The organism is Pseudomonas sp. NPDC090208 (assembly GCF_044746785.1).
In the GTDB taxonomy this organism is placed as follows: Bacteria; Pseudomonadota; Gammaproteobacteria; order Pseudomonadales; family Pseudomonadaceae; genus Aquipseudomonas.
The window spans coordinates 246,829-271,239 of the sequence record NZ_JBIVCU010000001.1 but is presented as its reverse complement, the minus strand read 5'-3'; the positions used below and the strand labels follow the sequence as shown (position 1 = coordinate 271,239).

General features: G+C 62.2%; 21 protein-coding genes. 18 read left to right on the top strand and 3 right to left on the bottom strand.

All coding sequences use genetic code 11. The features are described 5' to 3' along the window. Positions 1–2: 2 nt before the first annotated feature. The 17 genes from ACIPL0_RS01095 to gspM all read left to right on the top strand — a co-directional run bounded on the left by ACIPL0_RS01095 (position 3) and on the right by gspM (position 21,100). On the top strand, positions 3–1,652 hold the full coding sequence (locus ACIPL0_RS01095) for an AAA family ATPase (protein ID WP_400594649.1): 1,650 nt from the start codon (positions 3–5) through the stop codon (positions 1,650–1,652). Between the two features lie 359 nt (positions 1,653–2,011). Continuing rightward, a complete protein-coding gene (gene gltB / locus ACIPL0_RS01090) occupies positions 2,012–6,457 on the top strand; it encodes a glutamate synthase large subunit (RefSeq protein WP_400594651.1) in 4,446 nt (1,481 codons plus the stop codon). Positions 6,458–6,573: 116 nt separating this feature from the next. Beyond that, on the top strand, positions 6,574–7,992 hold the full coding sequence (locus ACIPL0_RS01085) for an FAD-dependent oxidoreductase (protein ID WP_400594653.1): 1,419 nt from the start codon (positions 6,574–6,576) through the stop codon (positions 7,990–7,992). 243 nt (positions 7,993–8,235) lie between these two features. After that, the gene (gene hemE / locus ACIPL0_RS01080; RefSeq protein ID WP_400594655.1) at positions 8,236–9,300 is read left to right on the top strand and encodes a uroporphyrinogen decarboxylase; all 1,065 of its coding nucleotides are present in this window, start codon (positions 8,236–8,238) and stop codon (positions 9,298–9,300) included. Positions 9,301–9,751: 451 nt separating this feature from the next. Then, entirely contained in the window at positions 9,752–11,203 is a 1,452-nt protein-coding gene (gene gbpA, locus ACIPL0_RS01075) for an N-acetylglucosamine-binding protein GbpA (RefSeq protein WP_400594657.1), read from the top strand. 70 nt (positions 11,204–11,273) lie between these two features. Then, the gene (locus tag ACIPL0_RS01070) at positions 11,274–11,789 is read left to right on the top strand and encodes a cytochrome b (RefSeq protein WP_400594659.1); all 516 of its coding nucleotides are present in this window, start codon (positions 11,274–11,276) and stop codon (positions 11,787–11,789) included. A gap of 26 nt (positions 11,790–11,815) precedes the next feature. After that, positions 11,816–12,295, top strand: coding sequence for a type II secretion system protein N (locus ACIPL0_RS01065; RefSeq protein WP_400594661.1), 480 nt, complete (start codon positions 11,816–11,818; stop codon positions 12,293–12,295). 53 nt (positions 12,296–12,348) lie between these two features. Continuing rightward, positions 12,349–14,190: a type II secretion system secretin GspD gene (gene gspD, locus ACIPL0_RS01060; protein ID WP_400594664.1), complete on the top strand. Its 1,842-nt coding sequence runs from the start codon at positions 12,349–12,351 to the stop codon at positions 14,188–14,190. Continuing rightward, positions 14,187–15,659, top strand: a complete 1,473-nt coding sequence (gene gspE / locus ACIPL0_RS01055; RefSeq protein WP_400594667.1) for a type II secretion system ATPase GspE — start codon at positions 14,187–14,189, stop codon at positions 15,657–15,659. The genes gspD and gspE overlap by 4 nt, the downstream gene beginning before the upstream one ends. Beyond that, positions 15,656–16,867, top strand: coding sequence for a type II secretion system inner membrane protein GspF (gene gspF, locus ACIPL0_RS01050; protein ID WP_400594669.1), 1,212 nt, complete (start codon positions 15,656–15,658; stop codon positions 16,865–16,867). Before gspE ends, gspF begins: the two co-directional genes overlap by 4 nt. A 4-nt stretch (positions 16,868–16,871) precedes the next feature. Beyond that, positions 16,872–17,312 carry a type II secretion system major pseudopilin GspG gene (gspG, locus tag ACIPL0_RS01045; RefSeq protein WP_400594672.1) on the top strand — a complete coding sequence of 147 codons (441 nt, stop codon included), beginning with the start codon at positions 16,872–16,874 and terminating at the stop codon, positions 17,310–17,312. Further along, entirely contained in the window at positions 17,312–17,782 is a 471-nt protein-coding gene (gene gspH / locus ACIPL0_RS01040) for a type II secretion system minor pseudopilin GspH (RefSeq protein ID WP_400594675.1), read from the top strand. The genes gspG and gspH overlap by 1 nt, the downstream gene beginning before the upstream one ends. Next, complete coding sequence (gspI, locus tag ACIPL0_RS01035) at positions 17,772–18,137, top strand: type II secretion system minor pseudopilin GspI (protein WP_400594678.1); 366 nt, start codon at positions 17,772–17,774, stop codon at positions 18,135–18,137. The genes gspH and gspI overlap by 11 nt, the downstream gene beginning before the upstream one ends. Then, on the top strand, positions 18,134–18,685 hold the full coding sequence (locus ACIPL0_RS01030) for a type II secretion system protein GspJ (protein WP_400594681.1): 552 nt from the start codon (positions 18,134–18,136) through the stop codon (positions 18,683–18,685). Before gspI ends, ACIPL0_RS01030 begins: the two co-directional genes overlap by 4 nt. After that, the gene (locus tag ACIPL0_RS01025) at positions 18,682–19,551 is read left to right on the top strand and encodes a general secretion pathway protein GspK (protein WP_400594684.1); all 870 of its coding nucleotides are present in this window, start codon (positions 18,682–18,684) and stop codon (positions 19,549–19,551) included. The genes ACIPL0_RS01030 and ACIPL0_RS01025 overlap by 4 nt, the downstream gene beginning before the upstream one ends. Continuing rightward, entirely contained in the window at positions 19,548–20,654 is a 1,107-nt protein-coding gene (gspL, locus tag ACIPL0_RS01020) for a type II secretion system protein GspL (protein WP_400594687.1), read from the top strand. Before ACIPL0_RS01025 ends, gspL begins: the two co-directional genes overlap by 4 nt. Then, positions 20,651–21,100 carry a type II secretion system protein GspM gene (gspM, locus tag ACIPL0_RS01015; RefSeq protein ID WP_400594690.1) on the top strand — a complete coding sequence of 150 codons (450 nt, stop codon included), beginning with the start codon at positions 20,651–20,653 and terminating at the stop codon, positions 21,098–21,100. Before gspL ends, gspM begins: the two co-directional genes overlap by 4 nt. A 145-nt stretch (positions 21,101–21,245) precedes the next feature. Here gspM and ACIPL0_RS01010 read toward each other — a convergent pair whose 3' ends face one another. The 3 genes from ACIPL0_RS01010 to ACIPL0_RS01000 form a co-directional block, all read right to left on the bottom strand. Further along, the gene (locus ACIPL0_RS01010; RefSeq protein WP_400594692.1) at positions 21,246–21,527 is read right to left on the bottom strand and encodes a HigA family addiction module antitoxin; all 282 of its coding nucleotides are present in this window, start codon (positions 21,525–21,527) and stop codon (positions 21,246–21,248) included. Between the two features lie 13 nt (positions 21,528–21,540). Beyond that, positions 21,541–21,819: a type II toxin-antitoxin system RelE/ParE family toxin gene (locus ACIPL0_RS01005; protein WP_400594695.1), complete on the bottom strand. Its 279-nt coding sequence runs from the start codon at positions 21,817–21,819 to the stop codon at positions 21,541–21,543. Positions 21,820–21,920: 101 nt separating this feature from the next. Continuing rightward, a complete protein-coding gene (locus ACIPL0_RS01000) occupies positions 21,921–23,150 on the bottom strand; it encodes an MFS transporter (RefSeq protein WP_400595187.1) in 1,230 nt (409 codons plus the stop codon). Between the two features lie 156 nt (positions 23,151–23,306). On the opposite strand from ACIPL0_RS01000, the gene ACIPL0_RS00995 reads away from it, so the two are divergent. After that, positions 23,307–24,197, top strand: coding sequence for a LysR substrate-binding domain-containing protein (locus ACIPL0_RS00995; RefSeq protein WP_400594698.1), 891 nt, complete (start codon positions 23,307–23,309; stop codon positions 24,195–24,197). Positions 24,198–24,411 lie beyond the last annotated feature (214 nt).

The following is a 24,411-nucleotide window of genomic DNA, read 5'->3' as shown; positions in this document are numbered from 1 at the left end:
CCATGACTAGTTTGCACGCCGATGAGGCCTTCCTAGGTCATTACCAATTGAGTCATGACCCCTTCGCCACGCGGGTCCCCGGCTTCAAGTTTTTCCCGGCCCAGCGCAAGCCCGTGCTGGGGCAATTGCATCATCTGGCCCGTTACAGCGAATTGCTGCTGCTGGTGACCGGCCCCCATGGCAGCGGCAAGACCCTGCTGCGTCAGGCGCTGGTCGCGAGCACGAACAAGCAGTCGGTACAAAGCGTGGTGGTTTCCGCCCGTGGCGCTGGCGATGCTGCCGGCGTGCTGCGTCAGGTGGCTCAGGCGCTGAACGTGGCTCAGCCGGAGATGCGCGCCATTCTGACTCAGGTCGTGCAACTGGCGCTGACCGGTCAGGAAGTCTATGTATTGGTGGATGACGCCGAACAACTGGGCGAATCCGCACTCGAAGCGTTGTTGGAATTGGCGGCGGGCACTCCGGAAGGGCGTCCGCACGTATTCCTGTTCGGCGAGGCGTCGATCATCGATCGCCTGGACCAGTTGTGTGCCGACAGCGGTGTCGAGGGCGAGCGCTTTCATGTGATCGAGCTGGCGCCGTACACCGAAGAAGAAACCCGTGAGTATCTGGAGCAGCGTCTGGAAGGTGCTGGCCGGGGGATCGAGGTGTTCACTGCCGAGCAGATCACCGATATTCACGAACAGTCCAATGGATGGCCGGGCGCGATCAACCAGGTCGCGCGCGACTCGATGATCGAAGCCATGATCGCCAGCCGCTCTGCGGTCAAGCGTCCAAGTATGGGGTTCAAGATGCCTAAGAAACACGTGTTGGCTTTGGGGGGAGTGGTTGTCGCAGCGGTGCTGGCGGCCGTGATGATTCCTGGGCGTAACAGCGCACCGACGCCTCCGGGTGGTACTCAGGCGCAATTGCCGCTGGGTCAGGGCCAGGCGCCGACGCAACAATCGAACAACGGTGGCCCGGCCATCGAGTTCGCCGGCAATTCGCAGCCGATGCCGCTACCGTTGGTCGGCAATTCGCAGCCAGTCATGCGCGGTCCGCTGGCTGAAGCCGCTGGTTCCGGCGAAGGCGACGGTGAAGACGGTGGCCCGGCGGCCAATCAGCCGTTGCAGCCGCCGACCGTGACCACCACTGCACCGCCTGCCGGTGCCACGGCGGGTCCTGCACCGACCATGGCGATGGCCCAGACGCCGGTACCGACACCGCGTCCGGCTCCAGCTCCAGCGGCCAAACCGGCACATGCTCCGGCTGCCAAGCCAGCTCCGGCACCGACTCAGGTTGCCACGGCCAAACCGGCTCCGGCTCCGGCACCGGCTGCAAAACCGGCTCCTGCCGCCAAGCCTGCTGCTGCCGCTCCGGCTGTCGCCGGTGGTGGTTGGTACGCAGGGCAGGCGCCAGGTCATTACGTGGTGCAGATCCTCGGCACCAGCTCGGAAGCCACTGCGCAGAGCTACGTGAAAGAGCAGGGCGCCGAGTACCGTTATTTCAAGAAAACCCTGCAGGGCAAGCCTCTGTACGTGGTGACTTACGGCAGTTTTGCCGACCGCAATGCGGCACTCGCCGCCATCAAGGTCTTGCCAGCCAAGGTTCAGGCTGGTAAACCTTGGCCTCGCACTGTCGGCAGTATCCAACAGGAACTGGCCGCAGCTCGCTGATGACGCAGCGACCCTACCCGGGTCGCGCGCTTGGCTCCCCGAAAAATCACGCATGAGCGTGCTGCCAAAGAGCAGCGCGCCTTGCGGTGTCTGCGTCTCAGACACCCATTGAACTTCGGGCTCTCTTTGGTCAGACTCGCAACAAAGCTCTGGCTAGCACGAGAATCGCTTTAAAACCTTTCATGATTGCGACATAAATTTGCGACGTTTCGTCGCTAAATTTGTGAGGCTTTGTGTCGGTGTGTACAATGACCTCCCTTTTGCTCCCGCAAAGCTGGCGTACGTTCAGCGTGGACGGTAAATGGTTGAATTGAAAAGAAATTTGCCTCGCTAAGAGGCAGCCTGGTGAGAATGTGTCTATGAAAGCAGGTCTGTACCAACCAGAAGAGTTCAAGGATAACTGTGGTTTCGGCTTGATTGCCCATATGCAGGGCGAGCCCAGTCATCATCTGTTGCAGACGGCTATTGAAGCCCTGACCTGCATGACCCACCGCGGTGGGATCAACGCCGACGGCAAGACCGGTGACGGTTGCGGGCTGTTGATGCAAAAACCCGACACGTTCCTGCGCGCCGTGGCCAAAGAGCATTTCGCTGCCGAACTGCCGCGCCAGTATTGCGTGGGCATGGTCTTCCTGAACCGCGACGACGCCAAGGCTGAAGCCGCCCGCGAGAACATGAACCGCGAGATCCTGGCCGAGGGTCTGACCCTGATCGGCTGGCGCCAGGTCCCTGTCGACACCAGCGTGCTCGGCCGTCTGGCGCTGGAGCGCCTGCCGAAGATCGAACAGGTGTTCATCGGCGGTGAGGGTCTGAGCGATCAGGAATTCGCCATCAAGCTGTTCTGCGCCCGTCGTCGCTCGTCCGTGGCCAACGCCGCCGACACCGACCACTACATCTGCAGCTTCTCGCACAAGACCATCATTTATAAGGGTCTGATGATGCCGCGTGACCTCACGGCATTCTATCCGGACCTGGGTGACGAGCGTCTGCAGACCGCGATCTGCGTGTTCCACCAGCGCTTCTCCACCAACACCCTGCCGAAATGGCCGCTGGCTCAGCCATTCCGCTTCCTCGCCCACAACGGCGAGATCAACACCATCACCGGTAACCGCAACTGGGCTCAGGCCCGTCGCACCAAGTTCAGCAACGATCTGATGGATCTGGACGAACTGGGCCCGCTGGTCAACCGCGTCGGTTCCGACTCGTCGAGCATGGACAACATGCTGGAGCTGATGGTCACCGGCGGCATCGACCTGTTCCGTGGCGTGCGCATGCTGGTACCGCCGGCATGGCAGAACGTCGAGACCATGGACCCGGATCTGCGCGCGTTCTACGAATTCAACTCCATGCACATGGAGCCGTGGGACGGTCCGGCCGGTATCGTGATGACCGAAGGTCGCCACGCGGTCTGCCTGCTCGACCGTAACGGTCTGCGTCCGGCGCGCTGGGTGACCACCAAGAACGGCTACATCACCCTGGCATCGGAAATCGGCGTGTGGAACTACACCCCGGAAGACGTCATCGCCAAGGGCCGTGTCGGTCCGGGCCAGATCTTTGCCGTGGATACCGAGACCGGTCAGATCCTCGACACTGACGCCATCGACAGCCGTCTGAAGTCGCGCCATCCGTACAAACAGTGGCTGCGCAAGCATGCGCTGCGCATCCAGGCGACCCTGGAAGATCACGACCATGGTTCGGCCTTCTACAACCCGGATCAGCTCAAGCAGTACATGAAGATGTTCCAGGTCACGTTCGAAGAGCGCGATCAGGTGCTGCGTCCGCTGGGCGAGCAGGGTCAGGAAGCCGTGGGCTCCATGGGTGACGACACGCCAATGGCCGTGCTGTCGCGCCGTGTGCGCACGCCGTACGACTATTTCCGTCAGCAGTTCGCCCAGGTCACCAACCCGCCGATCGACCCGCTGCGCGAAGCCATCGTCATGTCGCTGGAAGTCTGCCTCGGTGCCGAGCGCAACATCTTCCAGGAATCGCCTGAGCACGCCTCCCGCGTGATCCTCAGCTCGCCGGTCATTTCGCCTGCCAAATGGCGCGCGCTGATGAACCTGGAGCGTGAAGGCTTCGACCGCCAGGTCATCGACCTGAACTACGACGAGGCCACCGGCCTGGAAGCCGCTGTGCGCAACGTCGCCGATCAGGCTGAAGAAGCCGTGCGTGCCGGTCGTACCCAGATCGTGCTGAGCGACCGCCATATCGCCCCGGGCAAACTGCCGATCCACGCTTCGCTGGCCACCGGTGCGGTACACCACCGCCTGACCGAAAAAGGCCTGCGCTGCGACAGCAACATCCTGGTCGAGACCGCGACCGCTCGCGATCCGCATCACTTTGCCGTACTGATCGGCTTCGGTGCGTCGGCGGTCTACCCGTTCCTGGCCTATGAAGTGCTGGGCGACCTGATCCGTACCGGCGAAGTGCTGGGCGACCTGTACGAAGTCTTCAAAAACTACCGCAAAGGCATCACCAAGGGCCTGCTCAAGATCCTGTCGAAGATGGGCATCTCGACCATCGGTTCGTACCGTGGTGCGCAGCTGTTCGAAGCCATCGGCCTGTCCGAAGAAGTCTGCGATCTGAGCTTCCGTGGCGTGCCGAGCCGCATCAAGGGTGCGCGTTTCGTCGACATCGAAGCCGAGCAGAAAGCCCTGTCCGTCGAAGCCTGGAGCCCGCGCAAGCCGATCCAGCAAGGCGGCCTGCTGAAGTTCGTCTACGGCGGCGAATACCACGCCTACAACCCTGATGTGGTGGCAACCCTGCAAGCCGCCGTGCAGCAGGGCGACTACGCCAAGTTCAAGGAATACACCACGCTGGTGGACACCCGTCCGGTGTCGATGGTCCGCGACCTGTTCAAGGTCAAGGAGCTGGAAACCCCGCTGAGCCTGGACGAGATCGAGCCGCTGGAAGCGATCCTCAAGCGTTTCGACTCGGCGGGCATCTCGCTGGGCGCACTGTCGCCGGAAGCTCACGAAGCGCTGGCCGAAGCGATGAACCGCCTGGGCGCGCGTTCCAACTCCGGTGAGGGCGGTGAAGATCCGTCGCGCTACGGCACCATCCGCAGCTCCAAGATCAAGCAGATCGCTACCGGTCGTTTCGGTGTGACGCCGGAATACCTGGTCAACGCTGACGTGCTGCAGATCAAGGTCGCCCAGGGCGCCAAGCCGGGCGAAGGCGGACAACTGCCGGGTGGCAAGGTCAACGGCCTGATCGCCAAGCTGCGTTATGCAGTACCGGGCGTGACCCTGATTTCGCCTCCGCCGCACCACGACATCTACTCGATCGAAGACCTGTCGCAGCTGATTTTCGACCTCAAGCAGGTCAACCCGTCGGCACTGGTCTCGGTCAAGCTGGTCGCGGAAGCCGGCGTCGGCACCATCGCTGCCGGTGTGGCCAAGGCCTACGCCGACCTGATCACCATTTCCGGCTATGACGGCGGCACCGGCGCTTCGCCACTGTCGTCGATCAAATACGCGGGCGCTCCGTGGGAAATCGGCCTGGCCGAAACCCATCAGACCCTGCGCGGCAACGACCTGCGCGGCAAGGTCCGGGTACAGACCGACGGTGGTCTGAAAACCGGTCTGGACGTGATCAAGGCCGCCATCCTCGGCGCCGAAAGCTTCGGCTTCGGTACTGCGCCGATGATCGCACTGGGCTGCAAATACCTGCGTATCTGCCACCTGAACAACTGCGCCACCGGCGTTGCGACCCAGAACGACAAGCTGCGCAAGGATCACTACATCGGCACCGTCGACATGGTGATCAACTTCTTCACCTACGTGGCTGAAGAAACCCGCGAGTGGCTGGCGAAACTGGGCGTGCGTTCGCTGGAAGAGCTGATCGGCCGCACCGACCTGCTGGACATCCTGCCGGGCGAAACCGAGAAGCAGCAGCACCTGGACCTGACCCCGCTGCTGGGCAGCGACCATGTGCCGGCCGACAAGCCGCAGTTCTGTGGCGTCGAGCGCAACCCGCCGTTCGACCAGGGCCTGCTGGCCGAGAAAATGGTCGAGATGGCCAAGGCGGCCATTGCCTCGAAGAGCGGTGGCGAGTACGAGCTGGAAATCTGCAACTGCGACCGTTCCATCGGCGCGCGGATCTCCGGCGAGATCGCCAAGCTGCACGGCAACCAGGGCATGAAAGACGCGCCGGTGACCTTCCGTTTCAAGGGCACTGCCGGTCAGAGCTTCGGTGTGTGGAACGCCGGCGGCCTGAACATGTACCTGGAAGGCGATGCCAACGACTACGTCGGTAAAGGCATGACCGCAGGCAAACTGGTGATCGTGCCGCCGAAAGGCAGCCCGTTCAAAACCCAGGACAGCGCCATCGTCGGCAACACCTGCCTGTACGGCGCCACGGGCGGCAAGCTGTTCGCAGCCGGTACCGCAGGCGAGCGTTTCGCGGTGCGTAACTCCGGCGCTCACACCGTCGTGGAAGGCACGGGCGACCACTGCTGCGAATACATGACTGGCGGTTTCGTCTGCGTACTGGGCAAGACCGGCTACAACTTCGGTTCCGGCATGACTGGCGGTTTCGCCTACGTGCTTGACCTGGACAACACCTTCGTTGACCGCGTCAACCACGAACTGGTGGAAATCCAGCGCATCAGCGGTGAAGCGATGGAAGCCTATCGCAGCCATCTGGAGCGCGTGCTGGCCGAGTACGTGACCGAGACGAACAGCGAATGGGGCCGTAATCTCTGGGAGAACCTGGACGACTACCTGCGCCGCTTCTGGCTGGTCAAGCCGAAGGCCGCAAGCCTGAAGTCGCTGTTGTCCAGCACTCGCGCCAACCCGCAGTAACGCAGCCACAAGCTGCAAGCTTTGAGTTGAAAGCTTGCAGCTTCGTGTGCAGAACCGAATTTGATTTTCTTGCAGCTTGAAGCTTAGGGCTTGAAGCTGCCGCGAAGAGGCTCCAAATGGCTGAACGTCTGAGTAACGACTTCCAGTTCATCGATGTCGGGCGCAAAGATCCGAAGAAGAAACTGCTGCGTCAACGCAAGAAAGAGTTCGTGGAAATCTACGAACCCTTCAAACCCCAGCAATCGGCCGATCAGGCTCACCGCTGCCTGGGTTGCGGCAACCCGTACTGCGAATGGAAATGCCCTGTGCATAACTTCATTCCCAACTGGCTCAAGCTGGTGTCCGAGGGCAACATCCTTGCCGCCGCCGAGCTGTCGCACCAGACCAACACTCTGCCGGAAGTCTGCGGTCGCGTGTGCCCGCAGGACCGTCTGTGTGAAGGCGCCTGTACGCTGAACGACGGCTTCGGCGCAGTGACCATCGGCTCGGTCGAGAAGTACATCACCGACACCGCTTTCGCCATGGGCTGGCGTCCGGACATGTCGCGCGTGGTGCCGACCGGCAAGCGCGTTGCGATCATCGGTGCCGGCCCTGCCGGTCTGGGCTGTGCCGACGTGCTGGTGCGCGGCGGCGTGACCCCGGTGGTCTTCGACAAGAACCCGGAAATCGGCGGTCTGCTGACCTTCGGCATCCCTGAGTTCAAGCTGGAAAAGAGCGTGCTGCGCAACCGCCGCGAAGTGTTCACCGGCATGGGCATCGAATTCCGCCTGAACACCGAAGTGGGCAAGGACGTCACGGTCGAGCAACTGCTGGAAGAGTACGATGCCGTGTTCATGGGCATGGGCACCTACACCTACATGAAGGGTGGCTTCCCGGGCGAAGACCTGCCAGGCGTACACGACGCGCTGGATTTCCTGATCGCCAACGTCAACCGCAACCTGGGCTTTGAAAAGTCGCCGGAAGATTTCGTCGACATGAAAGGCAAGAAGGTCGTGGTACTGGGCGGCGGCGATACCGCAATGGACTGCAACCGCACTTCGATCCGCCAAGGCGCCAAGGCCGTGACCTGCGCCTATCGTCGCGACGAAGAAAACATGCCGGGTTCGCGCAAGGAAGTGAAGAACGCCAAGGAAGAAGGCGTGAAGTTCCTCTACAACCGCCAGCCGATCGCCATTGTTGGTGAAGACAAGGTCGAAGGCGTGAAAGTGGTCGAAACCCGCCTGGGCGAGCCGGATGCCCGTGGCCGTCGCAGCCCCGAGCCGATTCCGGGCTCCGAAGAGATCATCCCGGCCGACGCCGTGGTCATCGCTTTCGGTTTCCGTCCAAGCCCGGCGCCATGGTTCGAGCAGTTCGGTATCGACACCGATAGCCAGGGCCGCGTGGTTGCACCGGAGCAAGGCAAGTTCAAGCACCAGACCAGCAACCCGAAAATCTTCGCGGGTGGCGACATGGTGCGTGGCTCCGACCTGGTCGTGACCGCCATCTTCGAAGGCCGCAACGCCGCCGAAGGGATCCTGGACTACCTGGGCGTCTGAGCCCTGCTACACCGGCTTGCCGGCGATTTGTGTGGGAGCGAATTCATTCGCGAGAGGCCGTTACAGACGACATCGATGTGTCGACTGTCCGACCGCATCGCGAATAAATTCGCTCCCACAGGCGTGCAGGCGCTGTCGGCGATCCTGCGGCAAATCGCCCCCATAGACAAAAGGCACGGCACTTGCCGTGCCTTTTGCGTCGTGGTCTGAGAAAATGCCCGCACTTTTCTGTCGGATCCTGCCATGACTGCCTTGAAGAACGACCGTTTCCTTCGCGCCCTGCTCAAGCAACCTGTCGACGTCACGCCTGTATGGATGATGCGCCAGGCCGGTCGCTATCTCCCGGAATACCGCGCCAGCCGCGCCAAGGCCGGGGACTTCATGAGCCTGTGCATGAACCCGGCATTCGCCTGCGAAGTCACCCTGCAGCCGCTGGAGCGTTATCCACTGGATGCGGCCATTCTGTTCTCTGACATCCTCACTGTACCGGATGCCATGGGCCTGGGGCTGTACTTCGAAACCGGCGAAGGCCCGCGCTTCAAGAAAACCGTCACCACCCTGGCCGACATCGAAGCGCTGCCGATTCCGGATGCGCAGAAGGACCTGGGCTACGTCATGGACGCAGTCAGCACCATTCGTCGTGAGCTCAATGGCCGCGTGCCGCTGATCGGTTTCTCCGGCAGCCCGTGGACGCTGGCGACCTACATGGTGGAAGGCGGTTCGTCCAAGGACTTCCGCAAATCCAAGGCCATGCTCTACGACAACCCGCAAGCCATGCACCTGTTGCTGGACAAGTTGGCCCAGGCCGTTACCGGCTACCTCAACGGCCAGATTCTTGCCGGTGCGCAGGCCGTGCAGATTTTCGACAGTTGGGGCGGTAGCCTTTCGGCAGCGGCCTATCAGGAATTTTCCCTGGCCTACATGCGCAAGATCGTCAGCGGCCTGATCCGTGAGCACGAAGGTCGCAAGGTGCCGGTGATCCTGTTCACCAAGGGCGGTGGCTTGTGGCTGGAAAGCATCGCCGATGCCGGGGCCGACGCTCTGGGTCTGGACTGGACCTGCGACATCGGTGAAGCCCGTCGCCGTGTCGGCAGCAAGGTCGCCCTGCAAGGCAACATGGACCCGACCGTGCTTTACGCCCGTCCCGAAGCGATCCGCCAGGAAGTGGCGAACATCCTTGCCAGCTACGGCCCCGGCACCGGTCATGTGTTCAACCTCGGTCACGGCATCACCCCGGAAGTCGACCCGGCCAACGCCGGCGCCTTTATCGAGGCCGTACACGAGCTGTCGGCGCAATACCACGTTTGACGGCTGGACTGCCTGCCCTGAAACGCCCGGTGATGCCGGGCGTTTTTGCATCCGCAATACGGACCCACTGTAAAGCGGCGCAGCCCGACAGAATGGTTCTGGGCTGTCGTCACTCGTATGTAGCACTTTCCCTATGTGTCATGCGGAAATATCGCTATTGGCCTGAAGAACATTCCTACATATATAAATATATATTCTCGTTAAATTCCCCTCCGCTAAATCGTTGCTCGCCTGAAATCGTCATGCAATGACAGTTCTTGGGAAATATCGCGTTGACCGCTCTGGAATGGGCCTCGGCATGTAGTCGAAGCGACCGGTGAAAGTGGGTCGGTGGCTCTTCTTAGTTGAGATAAAAGCCACTGTCAATTGTTGGCAGCATGGGCGCTATTCCCCGACGAGCGATGTAACAGCACGAAAGTCTTTTTTCTTAATTACAAGGGATGAACCAGAAATGTCGAAACTGATCGCGGTTTCAGGATGTGCCTCTTCGTTCGTCATGATCGCTGCCCTGATGGCTTCGCAGCAGGTTGTGGCCCACGGTTATCTGAACGATCCGCCTTCCCGGGCGTTTGCCTGCCAGAAGGGCCTGAACAAGGACTGTGGAGGGGCGCAGTACGAGCCGCAAAGCGTCGGCGAAACCGCCAAGGGCTTCCCGCAGACCGGGGTGCCCGACGGCAAGATCGCCAGTGGTGCGCTGTCACAGTTCGCGGCGCTGGACGCGCAGTCGGCGACGCGCTGGCACAAGACTGAAATCAAGGACCGCACCCTCGGTTTCGACTGGTATTACAAAGCAACTCACCCGGCGACCAAATACGAATACTTCATCACCCGCAACGGCTGGAACCCTAACGCGGCGCTCGCCCGTGAGTCGTTCGATCTGACCCCGTTCTGCACTGTCGACGCCGGTGGCAAGCTGCCAAACGACAAGCCGCAAGGCAGTGAAGGCCCGGCCCGCGAGAAACACACCTGCCAGATTCCGGGCGACAAGAGCGGTCATCACGTCATCCTCGGGATCTGGACCGTTCACGATACTCCAGGCGCCTTCCATGACGTGGTCGATGTGAACATCGTCGCTGAAGCCGAAAACCCGGATGGCTGGCGCCCGGTGGGCAATATCACACCGCGTACCGATCTGTGGGTCGGTGACAAGGTCAAGGTCCGCGCGTTGACCGCTGATGGCGAGAACGCTGCTTACAGTTCGCAGTTGACCATCACCAACAAGGAAGACGGCAAGCCGGAAAACTGGTCGTTCAAGCTGGCCGAGCAGGTCAACACGACTCAAACGCTGGTGCGTGCGGGTATCCGTGGTGATGACGGCAGCATCAAGCCGATCAAGGGCGCCAATAACCTGTACGCCAAGGCTGAAAGCGGTGTGAACCGTTTCGAACTGCAGACGGAACTGGTGGAGGATGCCGAGGCTGCACTGAGCATTCAGTCTTTCGACAAGAACGTTGAGCTGGTCAAGGGGCGGGCGGTTCTGCCGGTGACCGTGGTCAGCAACCGCAGAATGAACATTGAAGCCACTGTATTCGATGCCGGCCATAAGGCTGTGGGTTCGGTCATTCGCACCATCGAGCCTGGGAGTGCCGCGCTGGAGATCGCGCTGTTGAGCGAGCCGGGGGCTCACCAGATCAAGCTGATCGGCAGCACCACCGATGGTCGAACCACTCGACAGAGCCTGGAGTCGCTGGAGCTGACCGGTGAGGGCGGTGGGCAGGCCTACGACGCGGTCTACCCGGAAGGTATCGAGGGATATGTGGCGGGCACCACTGTGCTGCAGCCGGAAGACGGCAAGGTCTATGAGTGCAAGCCGTTCCCGGCGGCCGGCTGGTGCAAGAGCAACGGCCACCACTACAAGCCGGGTACCGGTTCAGATTGGCAAGAAGCCTGGATGATGAAGTAAGTCCACGTCCTGAAACTTCGGGCGGCGATCTGACGCCGCTCGAAGTTGTCATGCCTCTGGAGATTTGTTCATGTCATCTTCCGCCGCTTATTGTCGGTTGCGTATCAGTCTGCACTGGATTTCTGCCGCCATTATTTTATGGGCGCTGATCACCGGTACGCTGGTAACGCTCTTTGACGAGTCGTCGAAATTGAAAGCGGCCATTGCCGAATTCAATGTATCGCTGACGCTCATATTCATTCCAGTTTTTATCGTCAGGCTGTGTCTGGCGGTCGCCCGGGCAACTTCGTTGGCTCGACAACTGCACACGGTGCAGGAATGGGCGGCCTGTCTGGTGCATGGCTTGATTTATCTTGTGACTGCGGTGGTGCTGATCAGCGGTGTGCTGATGATGCCTTATCCATTCGGCGTCTTCGGCATGTTGCAATTCGATCCCTGGTTGAGCGATCCGCAGTGGCAGCGTTTCTTCTTTCGGCTGCATATCTGGAGTTGTGCCGGGCTCGCCGTATTGCTGGGGCTGCATGTGGCTGCGGTGATCAAACACCAATTGGCGGGTTATCCGGTCATCAGGCGCATGTGGCTGTGAACAGGCCTTTTCTTCAAGCCGGGTGCATGACGATCGTAGCCATTGCGGTCTGCGGCGGCTGGCTGGCATGGCGCGAACATGGTTATCGACAGGCGCTCGCGTCAGCGCCTTGGGTTCCTCCGACAACGGCAAAGGCTGCCGTGTCGTCATCTGGTGCAGACCCTGCCGCGTTGATCGCGGTCATGGGGTTGCGCCCTGAAGGTACTCCCTCACCGAGCCGCGAAGCCTTGATCTTGCGCGGCACCTTCGTCTCCGGACCCGAGCATTCTGGTGCATTGCTGGCAACCGATCAGGGGCAGCGCGTCTATCGGACCGGCGAGCGCCTACCTGGCGGCAGTGTGTTGCGACGTATCGAAATCGACCGGGTGCTTCTATGGCGTAACGGTCGAGAGGAGGTGGTGGCCTTGAACACGGCGCCGCAGCAAGTTCTCAAAGTGACATCCAGTCCCACCCACAGCACTTCTTCTTACCTTCGGCCCCTGGCCGTCGTACCTCGGGACGAATGATGAACCTGCCACTTCTCCACAACCGTTTTCAGCGGCTGGCGGCAATGCTTTTTATGACCGTACTCATGTCCGGGCAAGTGCTGGCGCAGGACGACCAGCGCTGGCAACTGGCGATGAACGATGCCGAGTTGCGTGACGTGGTGCGGGAGATGTCGTCGATCCTCGGCGCCACTGTGGTGCTCGACCCGAGGGTGCAGGGAAAAATCACGGTGATGTCCGATCAGGCGCTGGATCGCGAGGGTGTGCGCCGGCTGTTCTACTCCGTGCTCGACGCCCACAACTTCACGGTGATCGACGAGGGTGAGCGGATTCTGATCACACCGGTGGCTGAGGCGAAATCCCGTGCCGGTCAGACCGACAGCCGCACGGCGCAGGGCGGGCAGTTCGTCACCGAGGTCATCGCGTTGAACAACAGCGTGGCGACCGATCTGGCGGCCTTGTTGCGCCCGCTGGTGTCGGTCAACGGCTACGTCGGTCCGTCGGCGTCGAGCAATGCGCTGGTGCTGACCGACACCGCGAATAACGTAAGGCGCGTGGCCGCGCTGGTGGCCGAGCTGGATTCCGGAAAAAAGAGCGGCCACACCGTGGTGCAGTTGCGGCACGGCCTGGCTGAAGAACTGGCGAAGGTGCTGGAGCAGGCGCTGGGCAAGCAGGGCATGGACGCAGGTGGTCAGGTGGTGGCGGATGCGCGCAATAACCGCGTGATCGTCGTCGGCAATGCGCCTACCCGTCAGCGTCTGAGTACTCTGGCGCGCGATCTGGATACCCCGGCTGCGGCCAGCGCGGATAACTCGCGAGTGGTGCGTTTGCGTCACAGCGATGCCCGGCAACTGGCCGAGGTGCTGGATGCCATGGGCCAGGGCCTGGGGCCGGAAGGCGGCGCCAAACAGGCCGCGCCTGCGCAGAAAGCCACGGTCAAATCCGATGACAGCCAGAACGCGCTGGTGATGATTGCCGAGCCCGCGCAACTGCGCACGTTGGAGCAGATTGTGCGGCAGCTCGACCAGCCGCGCTCGCAGGTGCTGATTCAGGCGGCGATCATCGAAGTCTCCGGCGATATCAGCAACGCCCTGGGCGTGCAGTGGGGCGTGAATGGCGGCAATGCCCAAGGGGGCATCAGCTTTGCGGGAGCCGGAATCAGCCTGCCCGGTATGAGCGCCGATGATTACAAACTGCCCGACGGCGCTGTGCTGCGTGTCGGTAACGAACGCTTTGCCGTGCTGATCAACGCGCTGGCCAGCGACACCCGCAACAACGTGCTGTCCACTCCGAGCCTGCTGACTCTGGACAATCAGGAGGCGGAGATTCTGGTGGGGCAGAACGTGCCGTTCAAAAGCGGTTCGTACCAGACCCCCGGCAGCGGCTCGGAAAACCCGTACACCACGGTCACTCGCCAGGACATCGGCATCAAGCTGAAGATCAGGCCGCACATCAACGACGGTGAAACCCTGCGTCTGGAGGTCGAGCAGGAGAACTCCGAAATCGCCAGCTCCGTGGAGGGCCTCAACGACCTGATCACCAACAAGCGCGCCCTGAAAAGCACGATTCTCGCTGACGACGGCCAGATCATCGTGATCGGCGGGTTGATCAAGGACAGCGTACGCACGCGTCAGAGCGGCGTGCCGCTGCTGCGCAGCATTCCCTGGTTGGGCGCGCTGTTCCGCTGGGAAAGCGACACGCGGGAGAAGACCAATCTGATGATCTTCCTGCGGCCGACCATCGTTCGCGGCAAGGAGGACATCGCCCGCACCAGTCAGGACCGTTACCGCCAACTGCGCGATCTGGGCGGCAATGGCAAGAACGCGTTGCTGCTGCCCCGTGAAGCCCGAGAACTGTTCGACGCCGAACTGGACGCGCCCGTGACGGATCTTCGCGAATCCAGGGTGACGCCATGAACTCGCCACTGCCGTTCGGCTTTGCCCGGCGTTTCGGCGTCATGCGCGATGACTCGCAGGAGCATGCGCGGCTCTGGGTGCGTGATGACGCGCCGTTGACGGCCCTGTCCGAAGCCGTGCGTCTGACCGGCGTCGACGATGTGCACTGGCAGCGAGTCGATGCCGCCGCGTTCGCGACTCGCCTGGCCGCGGTTTACAGCGACGGGCAGCGTGCTGCCGAGGACGTGGCACAGGGGCTGGACGAAGAGCTGAACCTGCTGGAGATCGCCGATCAGTTGCCGCAGACCGCCGATCTGCTGGAGCAGGAAGGTGACGCGCCGATCATCCGCCTGATCAACGCGCTGCTCAGCGAGGCGGTGCGCGAGAAGGCGTCGGATGTCCATCTGGAAACTTTCGAGCACAGCCTGTCGGTGCGCATCCGCGTCGATGGCCAGTTGCGCGAAGTGCTCAAGCCCAGACGCGAGCTGGCGAACCTGCTGGTGTCGCGAATCAAGGTCATGTCGCGGCTGGACATCGCCGAAAAGCGCGTGCCGCAAGACGGCCGCATGGCGTTGCGGCTGGCCGGCCACGAGGTCGATGTGCGCGTCTCGACGCTGCCTTCCGCACACGGCGAGCGCGTGGTCCTGCGCCTGCTGGACAAGCGCAAGGCGGGGCTGGATCTGCAGCAACTGGGCATGCCGGCGGACACCCTGGCCTGTTTCGAACAGATCCTGGCGCGGCCCCACGGTCTGTTTCTGGTCACCGGCCCTACCGGCTCCGGCAAGACCACCAGCCTGTACGCGGCGCTGACCCGGCTCAACGACCAGACGCGCAATATCCTCACGGTTGAAGACCCCATCGAATACCACCTGCCGGGCATCGGTCAGACCCCGGTCAATCCGAAGGTGCAAATGACCTTCGCCCGTGGTCTGCGCGCCATTCTGCGACAGGACCCTGACGTGGTGATGGTGGGTGAAATCCGTGACCGGGAAACCTCGGAGATCGCCATTCAGGCGTCGCTGACCGGGCATCTGGTGCTGTCGACCCTGCACACCAACAGCGCGGTGGGCGCGGTGACCCGGTTGCTCGACATGGGCGTGGACGCTTACCTGCTGGCGTCGTCGCTGCTCGGTGTGCTGGCTCAGCGCCTGCTGCGCACGTTATGCGATGCCTGCAAGACGGCGTATCAGGCTGACGAGGCGCAATGTCATCGCCTGGGCATTGCGCCTGGGGAGGCTCCGACGCTGTTCCGCGCCGAGGGCTGTGCCGAGTGCCGCCAGGGTTATCGCGGGCGCATCGGTGTGTATGAATTGATCGGCATTACGCCGCGTCTGGCGGATCTTATCCACAGCAACGCCAGCGAACCGGAGCTGGCCGCCGAGGCGCGTACAACCTCGCGCAGTCTGTTTCAGGATGGCCAGCGACTGGTGCTGGAGGGTCGAACCAGCCTAGATGAACTGTTACGGGTGACCCACGAGGACGCCGCATGACGGTGTTCGACTATCAGGCTCAGGATGCCAACGGGCGCCGCTGCTCCGGGCAGATCGAGGCGCAAAACCCTCGCCACGCCCGCCAGTTGCTGCGTGAGCGCGGCCTGCTGCCGACGGCGCTGAAGCCCACCACGGGTGGGCTGGTATCCGGGGGCAACGGTACGCGCAGTGTTGGGTTGCGTAGCGCAGAGCTGGCCTTGTTGACGCTGCAATTATCGACACTGATCCAGGCCGGTTTGCCCCTTGAAGAAGCCTTGCGGGCGGTGGCTGCGCAGAGTGAAAAGCGTCGGGTCAGCCAGATCGTCACGGCGGTCCGGGCGCGGATCACCGAAGGCTACGATCTGGCGTCGGCGCTGGCGTTGTTTCCCCGCGCTTTCCCCTCGTTGTTTCGGGCGACGGTCGCGGCTGGTGAGCGGTCCGGTCACCTTGGCCCGGTGCTTGAGCAACTGGCGCAGTACACCGAGGCACGTCAGCAGTCGCGCCAGAAGATCCAGCTGGCGCTGGTCTATCCGCTGATCCTGCTGTGCGCCTCGCTGGCCATCGTCACCTTCCTGCTCGGTTACGTGGTGCCCGATGTGATCAAAGTGTTCATCGACAGTGGTCAGCCGTTGCCGTTGTTGACCGAGGGTTTGATTGCCGTGAGTGGCGGTGTGCGCCGCTACGGGCTGGCGCTGTGCGTAGTGCTGATCGCGCTGACCGTGCTGGGTGGATGGGCGTGGCGTCAGCCGAAATGGCGGCGGCGCGGGCAGGAACGGCTGCTGCGTTTGCCGCTCATTGGTCGTGTGCTCTATGCCACCGAAGCTGCGCGTTTCGCCAGCACGCTGGCGATTCTCGGCAAAAGCGCGGTGCCGCTGGTCGACGCTCTGCAGATTGCCGCAGCGGTGATCGGCACCTTGCCGATCCGGGCGCGCATGCACGACGTTGCCCGCCGGGTGCGCGAAGGCGAGACGCTCACTCGCAGCCTGGAACAGGGCGGCGACATCCCGCCCTTGATGCTGCACATGATCGCCAGCGGCGAACGCGCCGGCGAACTCGACCACATGCTCGAGCGCGCCGCCGAGCAGCAGGAAAAGACCCTGGCCGCGCGGATTGCCGTGCTGGTCAGCCTGTTCGAGCCTGCGATGCTGGTGACCATGGGCGGCGTGGTGCTGCTGATCGTGATGGCCATCCTGATGCCGATCCTTAACCTCAACCAACTGGTGAACTGAAACCATGGCTATCGTTGCACGCCGCCGGCAGGGCGGCTTTACCCTTATCGAAATCATGGTCGTGGTGGTGATCATCGGCGTGCTCGGCGCGATGGTGATTCCGCAATTCATGAGCCGTCCGGACCAGGCCAAGGTCACCGCCGCCCGCACCGATATTCAGGCGCTGAACACCGCGCTGGAAATGTACCGGCTCGACAATTTCAGCTACCCCTCGACCCAGCAGGGGCTGGAGGCGCTGATCAAAAAGCCGTCCGGCACGCCGCAGGCAAAGAACTGGAACCCGCGCGGTTATCTCAAGAGTCTGCCCGAAGACCCTTGGGGCACGCCCTATCAATACTTGAGCCCGGGCACCGGAGGGGCGCCTTTTGATCTGTACTCCTACGGTGCCGATGGTGTGGTGAGCGGCGACGGCTACGCCGCCGACATCGGGCGAAGCGAACCGTAATGCGCTCGCGCAGTCGCGGCTTCACGCTGCTGGAACTGATGCTGGTCATGCTGCTGATCGGCGTGTTGCTGACGCTGGTGGGTGTCGGTCTGACGGCGAGCCCGGCGTTGCAGGCACGCGTGCAGGCGCAAGAGTTGCTTGGCGTGATCGCGCAGTTGCGCGAGCGGGCTGTCAGCGAAGGGCGTGAGTATGGCTTGCGTTTCGACAGCCACAGCTATCAGGTCATGGGTTGGCAGTCTTCGGTGTGGGCGCCTTTGGGTGATGCGCACCCGCTGCCGGGTGAGCTGCAACTGCGCCTGGAGCTGGAGGGCCAGCCTTTGCGCTTGAGCGTCAGCGCCATCGAGCCGCAGTTGCTCATCCTCAGCAGCGACGAAATCAGCCCCTTCGCCCTGCATTACGAGACCGTGCAGGGCCGTTGGCTGAGCCTGTCCAGCGACGGCCTGAACGACGTGGTGATCCATGAGGGCTGAGCGCGGTTTCACCTTGCTTGAAGTGATGATCGCGCTGGCGGTCTTCGCCTTGCTGGCCGCAGCGGTATTGTCTGCCAGCCAGTTTGTCTTGCAGCGCAGCGGCGACGCACAGAGCCGCCTGTTCGCCAGCTGGATCGCCGACAACCGTCTGACCGAGCTGCGCCTGCAACCGCCCGAGCCGGGACAGCAGCGTCTGCAGCAGCTCTTCGCCGGACAGTCCTGGACGGTGGAACAGCGGGTCGAGCGTGAGGGGGCGGGGCGTCGCCTGAAGATCGATCTGGCCGTGCTTGAGGGGGCGGACAAGACCGCGGTTTATCGCATCAGCGGCTGGGTCGAAGGCGCGGCGCAACCATGAGCCGCGAAGACGGTTTCACCTTGCTGGAGTTGCTCGTCAGCCTGACGATCTTTGCCATCCTCGGTCTCGCCTGCTGGCGCCTGTTCGATGGGGTGTTTCGGGTACGTGAACAGATGCAAGCGCAGGAGCAGAGCCTGCGTGCGTTGCGCCGTGCGGTGGCGGTCATCGAGCGTGATCTGTTGCAGATTGTCGTGCCCGCGTCGGCACAACCAGTGGCGATCCGTGAGGGCGTGCTCAACCTGCAACGTGGCAACTGGCGCAACCCGCTGGATCATCTGCGCAGTGACCGTCAGGAAGTCAGTTACGTGCTGGAGCAGGGTCGGCTGTGGCGCTACAGCCGTAGCCTCGACCTGCCAGGTGTGCAGAAACAGGCACTGCTTGGCGGCGTCAGTCATCTCGACTGGCGCCTGTACGACGACAAGGCCGGCTGGCTGCGGGAGTGGCCGGCAAGGCCCGGCGCAAACCGTCCTCGCGCGCTGGAAATGACCCTGAGCGTGGGCACTTATCCACAGATCCGCCGTGTCATTCCGCTGGTGGAGGGGCTGTGAGCAAGGTTGTCAGACGGACTCGTCAGCAAGGCATTGCCCTGATCAGCGTACTGTTGATCACCAGTCTGGCCGTGCTGGTGGTGGGTGGCCTGTTGCGCAGCCAGCGACTGGCCCTGCTGGGCACTGCGCAGCAGATCCATCAATTGCAACTGCGTCAGGCGGCACTGACTCTGGAAGACCGCGCCTTGCAGCTGCTGCGAGTGGCTGATGATGGCGAAGCGCGCAATGTCCATGTCGAGCAGCCATGGGCCAGCCAGGCCGGGCAGATTCGTTTGCCGGACCTGGAAACCCGGCTGGTGATCGAGGACTTGGGCGGGCGTTTCAACCTAAGCCGGCTGACGGTGCCCGGAGAGGTCGATGAGATCGTTTTGCGCCGCTGGCGTCGTTTGCTGGCAACCCTGGCGGTAGCCGATGTCGACCTCACGCTGCTGCAAGACACGACCTTGACCGATCCTTCGCAACTGCGCCTGATTCCGGATCTGTCCGCTGACGATTTGCGCCGTCTGTTGCCCTACGTCGCGGTCCTGCCCGTGGACACCCCGTTGAACGTCAACACAGCATCGGCGCAGGTGCTGGCCAGTCTTGAAGGCTTCAGCCTGAGCCGTGCCCGCCAAATAGTCAGCCAGCGGCCCGTCGAAGGCTATGCCGACGCACAGGCATTCGTCCGCGCGCCCGGCCTCGATGGCCTGGGGATATCCAGCCATGGTCTCGGCGTGAGCAGCCGACGCTTTCGCATCACCGCCGATGTCGGTCTTGCCGGCAACCAGTTGCGCTTGGTCACTGACGTGGAACGTGTCGCCAACACCCGGAAGGTCCGGGTCATTCAACGTCGTTTGCTGGCGCCTGCGGAGTACCCGACACCATGAGCCACTGGTTGTATCTCACACCCCCCGGGCTGCGCGACGTGGAGTCGCCCTGGCCGGTGCGTTGCTGGTCCGACGCTCAGCCCCTGCGCACCGGCACGCTGGAGGAGGCCGGGCAGATTTTCCATGGCGAACGTGTGCGCGTCGTGCTGCCCATGGAGGCCTGTAGCTGGCTGCGCAGCCCGCTGTGGCCGGGGCGCCGCAGGCCGTCCGCGCAGGCGCTGGCGTATGCCGTCGAAGAGCAGTTGGGCGAAGACCTCGATGCGCTGCATATCGCCGTGGGCGTGCCTGACGAACAACGCCGCTATCCGTTGCTGGTGATCAACGCCCGGCTGTTCCAGCGTATTTTGCAGACGCTGCATGAGGCTGGCATTCAACCGCTCAGCGTGCAGATCGATGCGGATTTGCTGCCCGATGATCAGCCTTATGTGCTGCGATGGGCAGGCCGCTGGCTGTTGGGCGGAGCGCTGGAAGCACGTCTGGCCCTGACCGATGCTGCGCTGCACATCATCGAGTCACGTCTGCCTGACAATGTCTGTCGCTATGATGTCGATCAGCCTTCCGCGCAGGCTGAAATCGGCAAGCTGTTGCGTTCGGAAAAAGCCATCGATCTGCTTCAGGGTGAATTCCGACCGCAGCGCAAGCGCTGGCGCTGGGCGCCGTTTGTCACAGCGGCGGCCTGCGTGTTTTGGCTGTCATGGGCGGCGCTGCTGATCCGCAGTCAGCATCTGGAAAGCCTTGCCGAGCGCCTTTATGCGCAAAGTGTCCAGCAGTTTCAGGCGCTGTATCCACAGCAGACCCGCATCGTCGATCTCGACGCGCAATTCAGCGCTGCGCAAGGCAGTGTCGTGCAGGAGCAGGGGCAAATGAAACGGCTGGTCCAGTTGGCCGAGCAGGTCATCGGCGGCGGCGACGTCGAGGTGCTGCGCACGGAGTTCGGCGCGGGTGAGGGCTGGAAGCTGACCCTGTCTGCAGCGTCGTTCAAGGAGCTGGAGCGTCTGCGCGAGCGCGCAGCACAGGCAGGACTGCTCATCCGCCTGGACAGCGCCAGCAAGGTCCGTGACGGTGTGCAGGCCGTATTGATCATGGGGGCGGATACACCATGAAATGGCCCGCGATGGCGCAACAACGCTGGCAACAACTGGCCCCGAGAGACCGGCGCATGCTGACCTTGCTCGGCGTCTTTTTGCTTGTGGTGCTCGGATTCAACGGCCTGTGGCAGCCGGCGCAAAACAGACTGGAGCAGGCCGAAAAACTCTATCGTCAGCGCCTGGCACTGGCCGGGCAGATCCAGCAGGCCGCCCCCGCGCAGTCGGCGTCGAGCGACCAGCCGCTGTCACGCCGCCTCAACGACCGCGCAACGGCTACCGGGCTGGAGTTACTGCAACTGGACGAAGACCAGCAGACCCTGCGCCTGACCCTGAGTGGCGACCCGTCCGTGCTGCTCGACTGGTTGATCCAGGCCGAGCGCGACGGCGCGGTCATGCAGTCGCTGATCCTGGAAAAACAGGACGCTCGCCTGCAGGCCAGCGTGGTCTGGCGGCTGGATTGAAGCGGATCAATGCCACTGCCGTAACAAATCCTGTGGGAGCGGGCTTGCCCGCGAAAGCGGTGGGTCAGTCAGCACCGCATTGACCCGACAGAAGCTTCGCGGGCAAGCCCGCTCCCACAGGTCGAGGCGATGCACCCAGTCCGACTTACGCGGCAACCAGACGGCCTACGGCAGGCTGTTCCCGATGCTCCGCCTGCCAGAGGTCATGGTTCATTTGCAGGCCCAGCCAGAAGCGTGCAGTGCTCAACCCCGAACGCTCCAGCCTGACCGCAAGATCCGGGCTCACGGGGGCCCGACCGTTGATGACGCGAGAAAGCATCTCCCGCGAAAAATGAAGACGACGGGCCATCTCGGCAATCTTGATATTCAACTCCGGCAACATGTCTTGCAGCATTTCGCCGGGGTGGGGAGGATTGTGCATGTCCACGCAGGCCACTCCTTCAGTGGTAGTCGAGGTAGTCGACCAACTCGACGTCAACCTCGATGAATCTAAAAATGACTCGCCAGTTTCCGCTTACCGTCAGCGACCAGTAACCGGTCAATGATCCTTTCAACGGATGTAGCCTGAAGCCAGGCAAGTCCAGTTCTTCAGGCCCCGAAGCGATGCTTAGCGCACCCAGAATAAAGCGCAGACGTTTTGCGTGATCTGCACGAATTCCCTTGGTCGTTCCTGTCTGAAAAAAGGCTTTAAGGCCCTTGTGCTGAAATGTTCTGATCATAGCAGCAAAGCGTGAATTGATTGTTCACGCTTTGCCATCAGGATATCAAGATGCGATAGGTGGGAAACAAGCTTTGTTCTTGTGTGAAGGTGACAGCCCAATCAAACCTGCACATTCATCGGCAACGGCGGCACTTTCGCCAGTTTCAGCGCAGCGCCCAGGGCGATCAGCAGCAGGATGCCGATGAACAGGCCGATGCCGTTCCAGCCGGCGTAGTGCCAGAACACGCCGCCGCCGGTGCCGGCGATGCTGGAGCCGACGTAGTAGCTGAACAGGTACAGCGACGAGGCCTGGCCCTTGGCCTTGACGGCGCGGCGGCCGATCCAGCTGCTGGCTACGGAGTGGGCGCCGAAGAAGCCGAAGGTGAACATCAGCACGCCAATGACCACCACTGTCAGCGGGGTGAACAGGGTCAGCGCGACGCCGGCGAGCATCAGCACGATCACCGCCCACAGCACGTTGCGACGCCCCAGTTTGTCGGCCAGCGCGCCGATTTTCGCCGAGCTGTAGATGCCCGACAGATAGACCACCGAAAACAACCCGACCACCGCCTGGCTGAGGTTGTACGGATCGGCCAGCAGGCGATAGCCGATGTAGTTGAACAGGGTGACGAACGCGCCCATCAGCAGGAAGCCTTCGAGGAACAGCCACGGCAGTCCTGCATCACGAAATTGCAGGACAAAGCCTTCGAGCAAGCTGCGGCCATTGAGCGGGCGGGCGCGGAAGTTGCGCGACGGCGGCAGGATTTTCCAGAACACACAGGCTGCGCCCAGCGCGATCAGGCCCATGATCGACAGCGCCGCATGCCAGCTGACGAAGTCGCTCAACACGCCGGTGATCAATCGACCGCTCATGCCGCCGATGGCATTGCCGCCGATGTACAGGCCCATCGCCAGGCCGATGTGCTGCGGGTGGATTTCTTCGCTCAGGTAGGTCATCGCCACCGCCGCCAGACCACTTAGGGACAGACCGACCAGCGCCCGCGTCACCAGCACGCCTTCCCAGCTCGGCATTACGGCGCTGGCGATGGTGAACAGTGCGGCGGAAAACAGCGAAACGACCATTACCGGCTTGCGCCCGAGGCGGTCGGAAATCGGCCCGGTGATCAGCAGGCCGATGGCGAGCATGGCGGTGGCTACCGAGAGGATCAGGCTGCTTTGCGCCGCGTTGATGGAAAAGTCGCGGGACAGCACCGGCATCATCGGTTGCACGCAGTAGAGCAGGGCGAAGGTGGCGAAGCCGCCGGAGAACAACGCCAGCACGGTGCGAATGAACGCAGGAGTGTCTTTTTCGATGTAGGAATCACCCAGCGGAATGGCGGCTTTGATCAGATCAGGCGCAGACGTGGCGGGGGATGCAGCAGTATTCACAGTGGACCTCAAGGTGCTACGGGAGGGGCGATGGAAAAAAGCATATAGCCGGCTAACGATTCCATCCAATATATTGTTCGACCCGTTTGATAGGTTTTACGACCTAATGGAAATGCCATGGAATTACGTCATCTGCGCTATTTCATCGCCGTCGCCGAAGAGCTGCATTTTGGACGCGCCGCCGAATCGCTGGGCATCTCACAACCGCCACTGAGCCAGCAGATTCAGGCGCTGGAGCAGGAACTGGGTGCGCGCCTGTTCGAGCGCACCAACCGACGAGTGGCGCTGAGCGAAGCCGGGCGGCTGTTTCTCGACGAGGCGCGGCTGGTGCTGGCGCAGGTCGAGAAAGCCTCGGACGTCGCCCGCCGCGCGCAGTTGGGGGAGCTGGGGGAGTTGAAGATCGGCTTCACCGCGTCGGCGCCGTTCACGTCGAGCATTCCCCAGGCCATCTTTGCCTTTCGCCAGCAGTACCCGTCGGTGCATCTGGCGTTGCAGGAGATGAGCAGTCGCGAGGTGGCCGAGCGGCTGGAGGAGGAGTCGATGCAGGTCGGCATCATGCGCCCGCTGCCGTTACCGGATTCACTGGTGGCGGTGGAACTGTTGCGCGAGCCTCTGGTGGCGATCCTGCGCTCCGACCATCCGCTGGCCGAAGGCAGCGAGCAGGGCATTTACCTGCACCAGTTGGCCAATGAGCCTTTCGTGTTCTTCCCGCGCAGCTACGGCAGCGGGTTGTATGCGCAGCTGCTGAGCCTGGCGCGGGACGCCGGTTTCAGTCCGATGTTTACTCAGGAAGCGGGCGAGGCCATGACCATCATCGGGCTGGTGGCGGCAGGACTGGGCGTCACCGTATTGCCGGCGTCGTACCGGCGCATGCGCATCGACGGCGTGGCCTACCGCACGCTGCTGGACCCGGAAGCGACCTCGGCGGTCTGGCTGGTGCAGCGCAAGGACCAGAAATCGCCGATGGCCAAGGCATTTGTCGAGTTGGTGACACGGCAGGCGGGATGACCGCCTGCGATGTACCGAAAGTGCGAGCGTTCAATAACCAATACATGACGAGGCGCACTTTGTTGGTGCATGAATTAAATGCAGAGTGTGATGAAATTTTAAGAATGTTTATCGGCTCTGTTATATCAATAAATGTTTATTGATGGACGTATGAGCGATTTAGGAAAGCCTTGATTTTCGCAGCTCTCTAGGATTTTTGGCCGTTATCCATGCT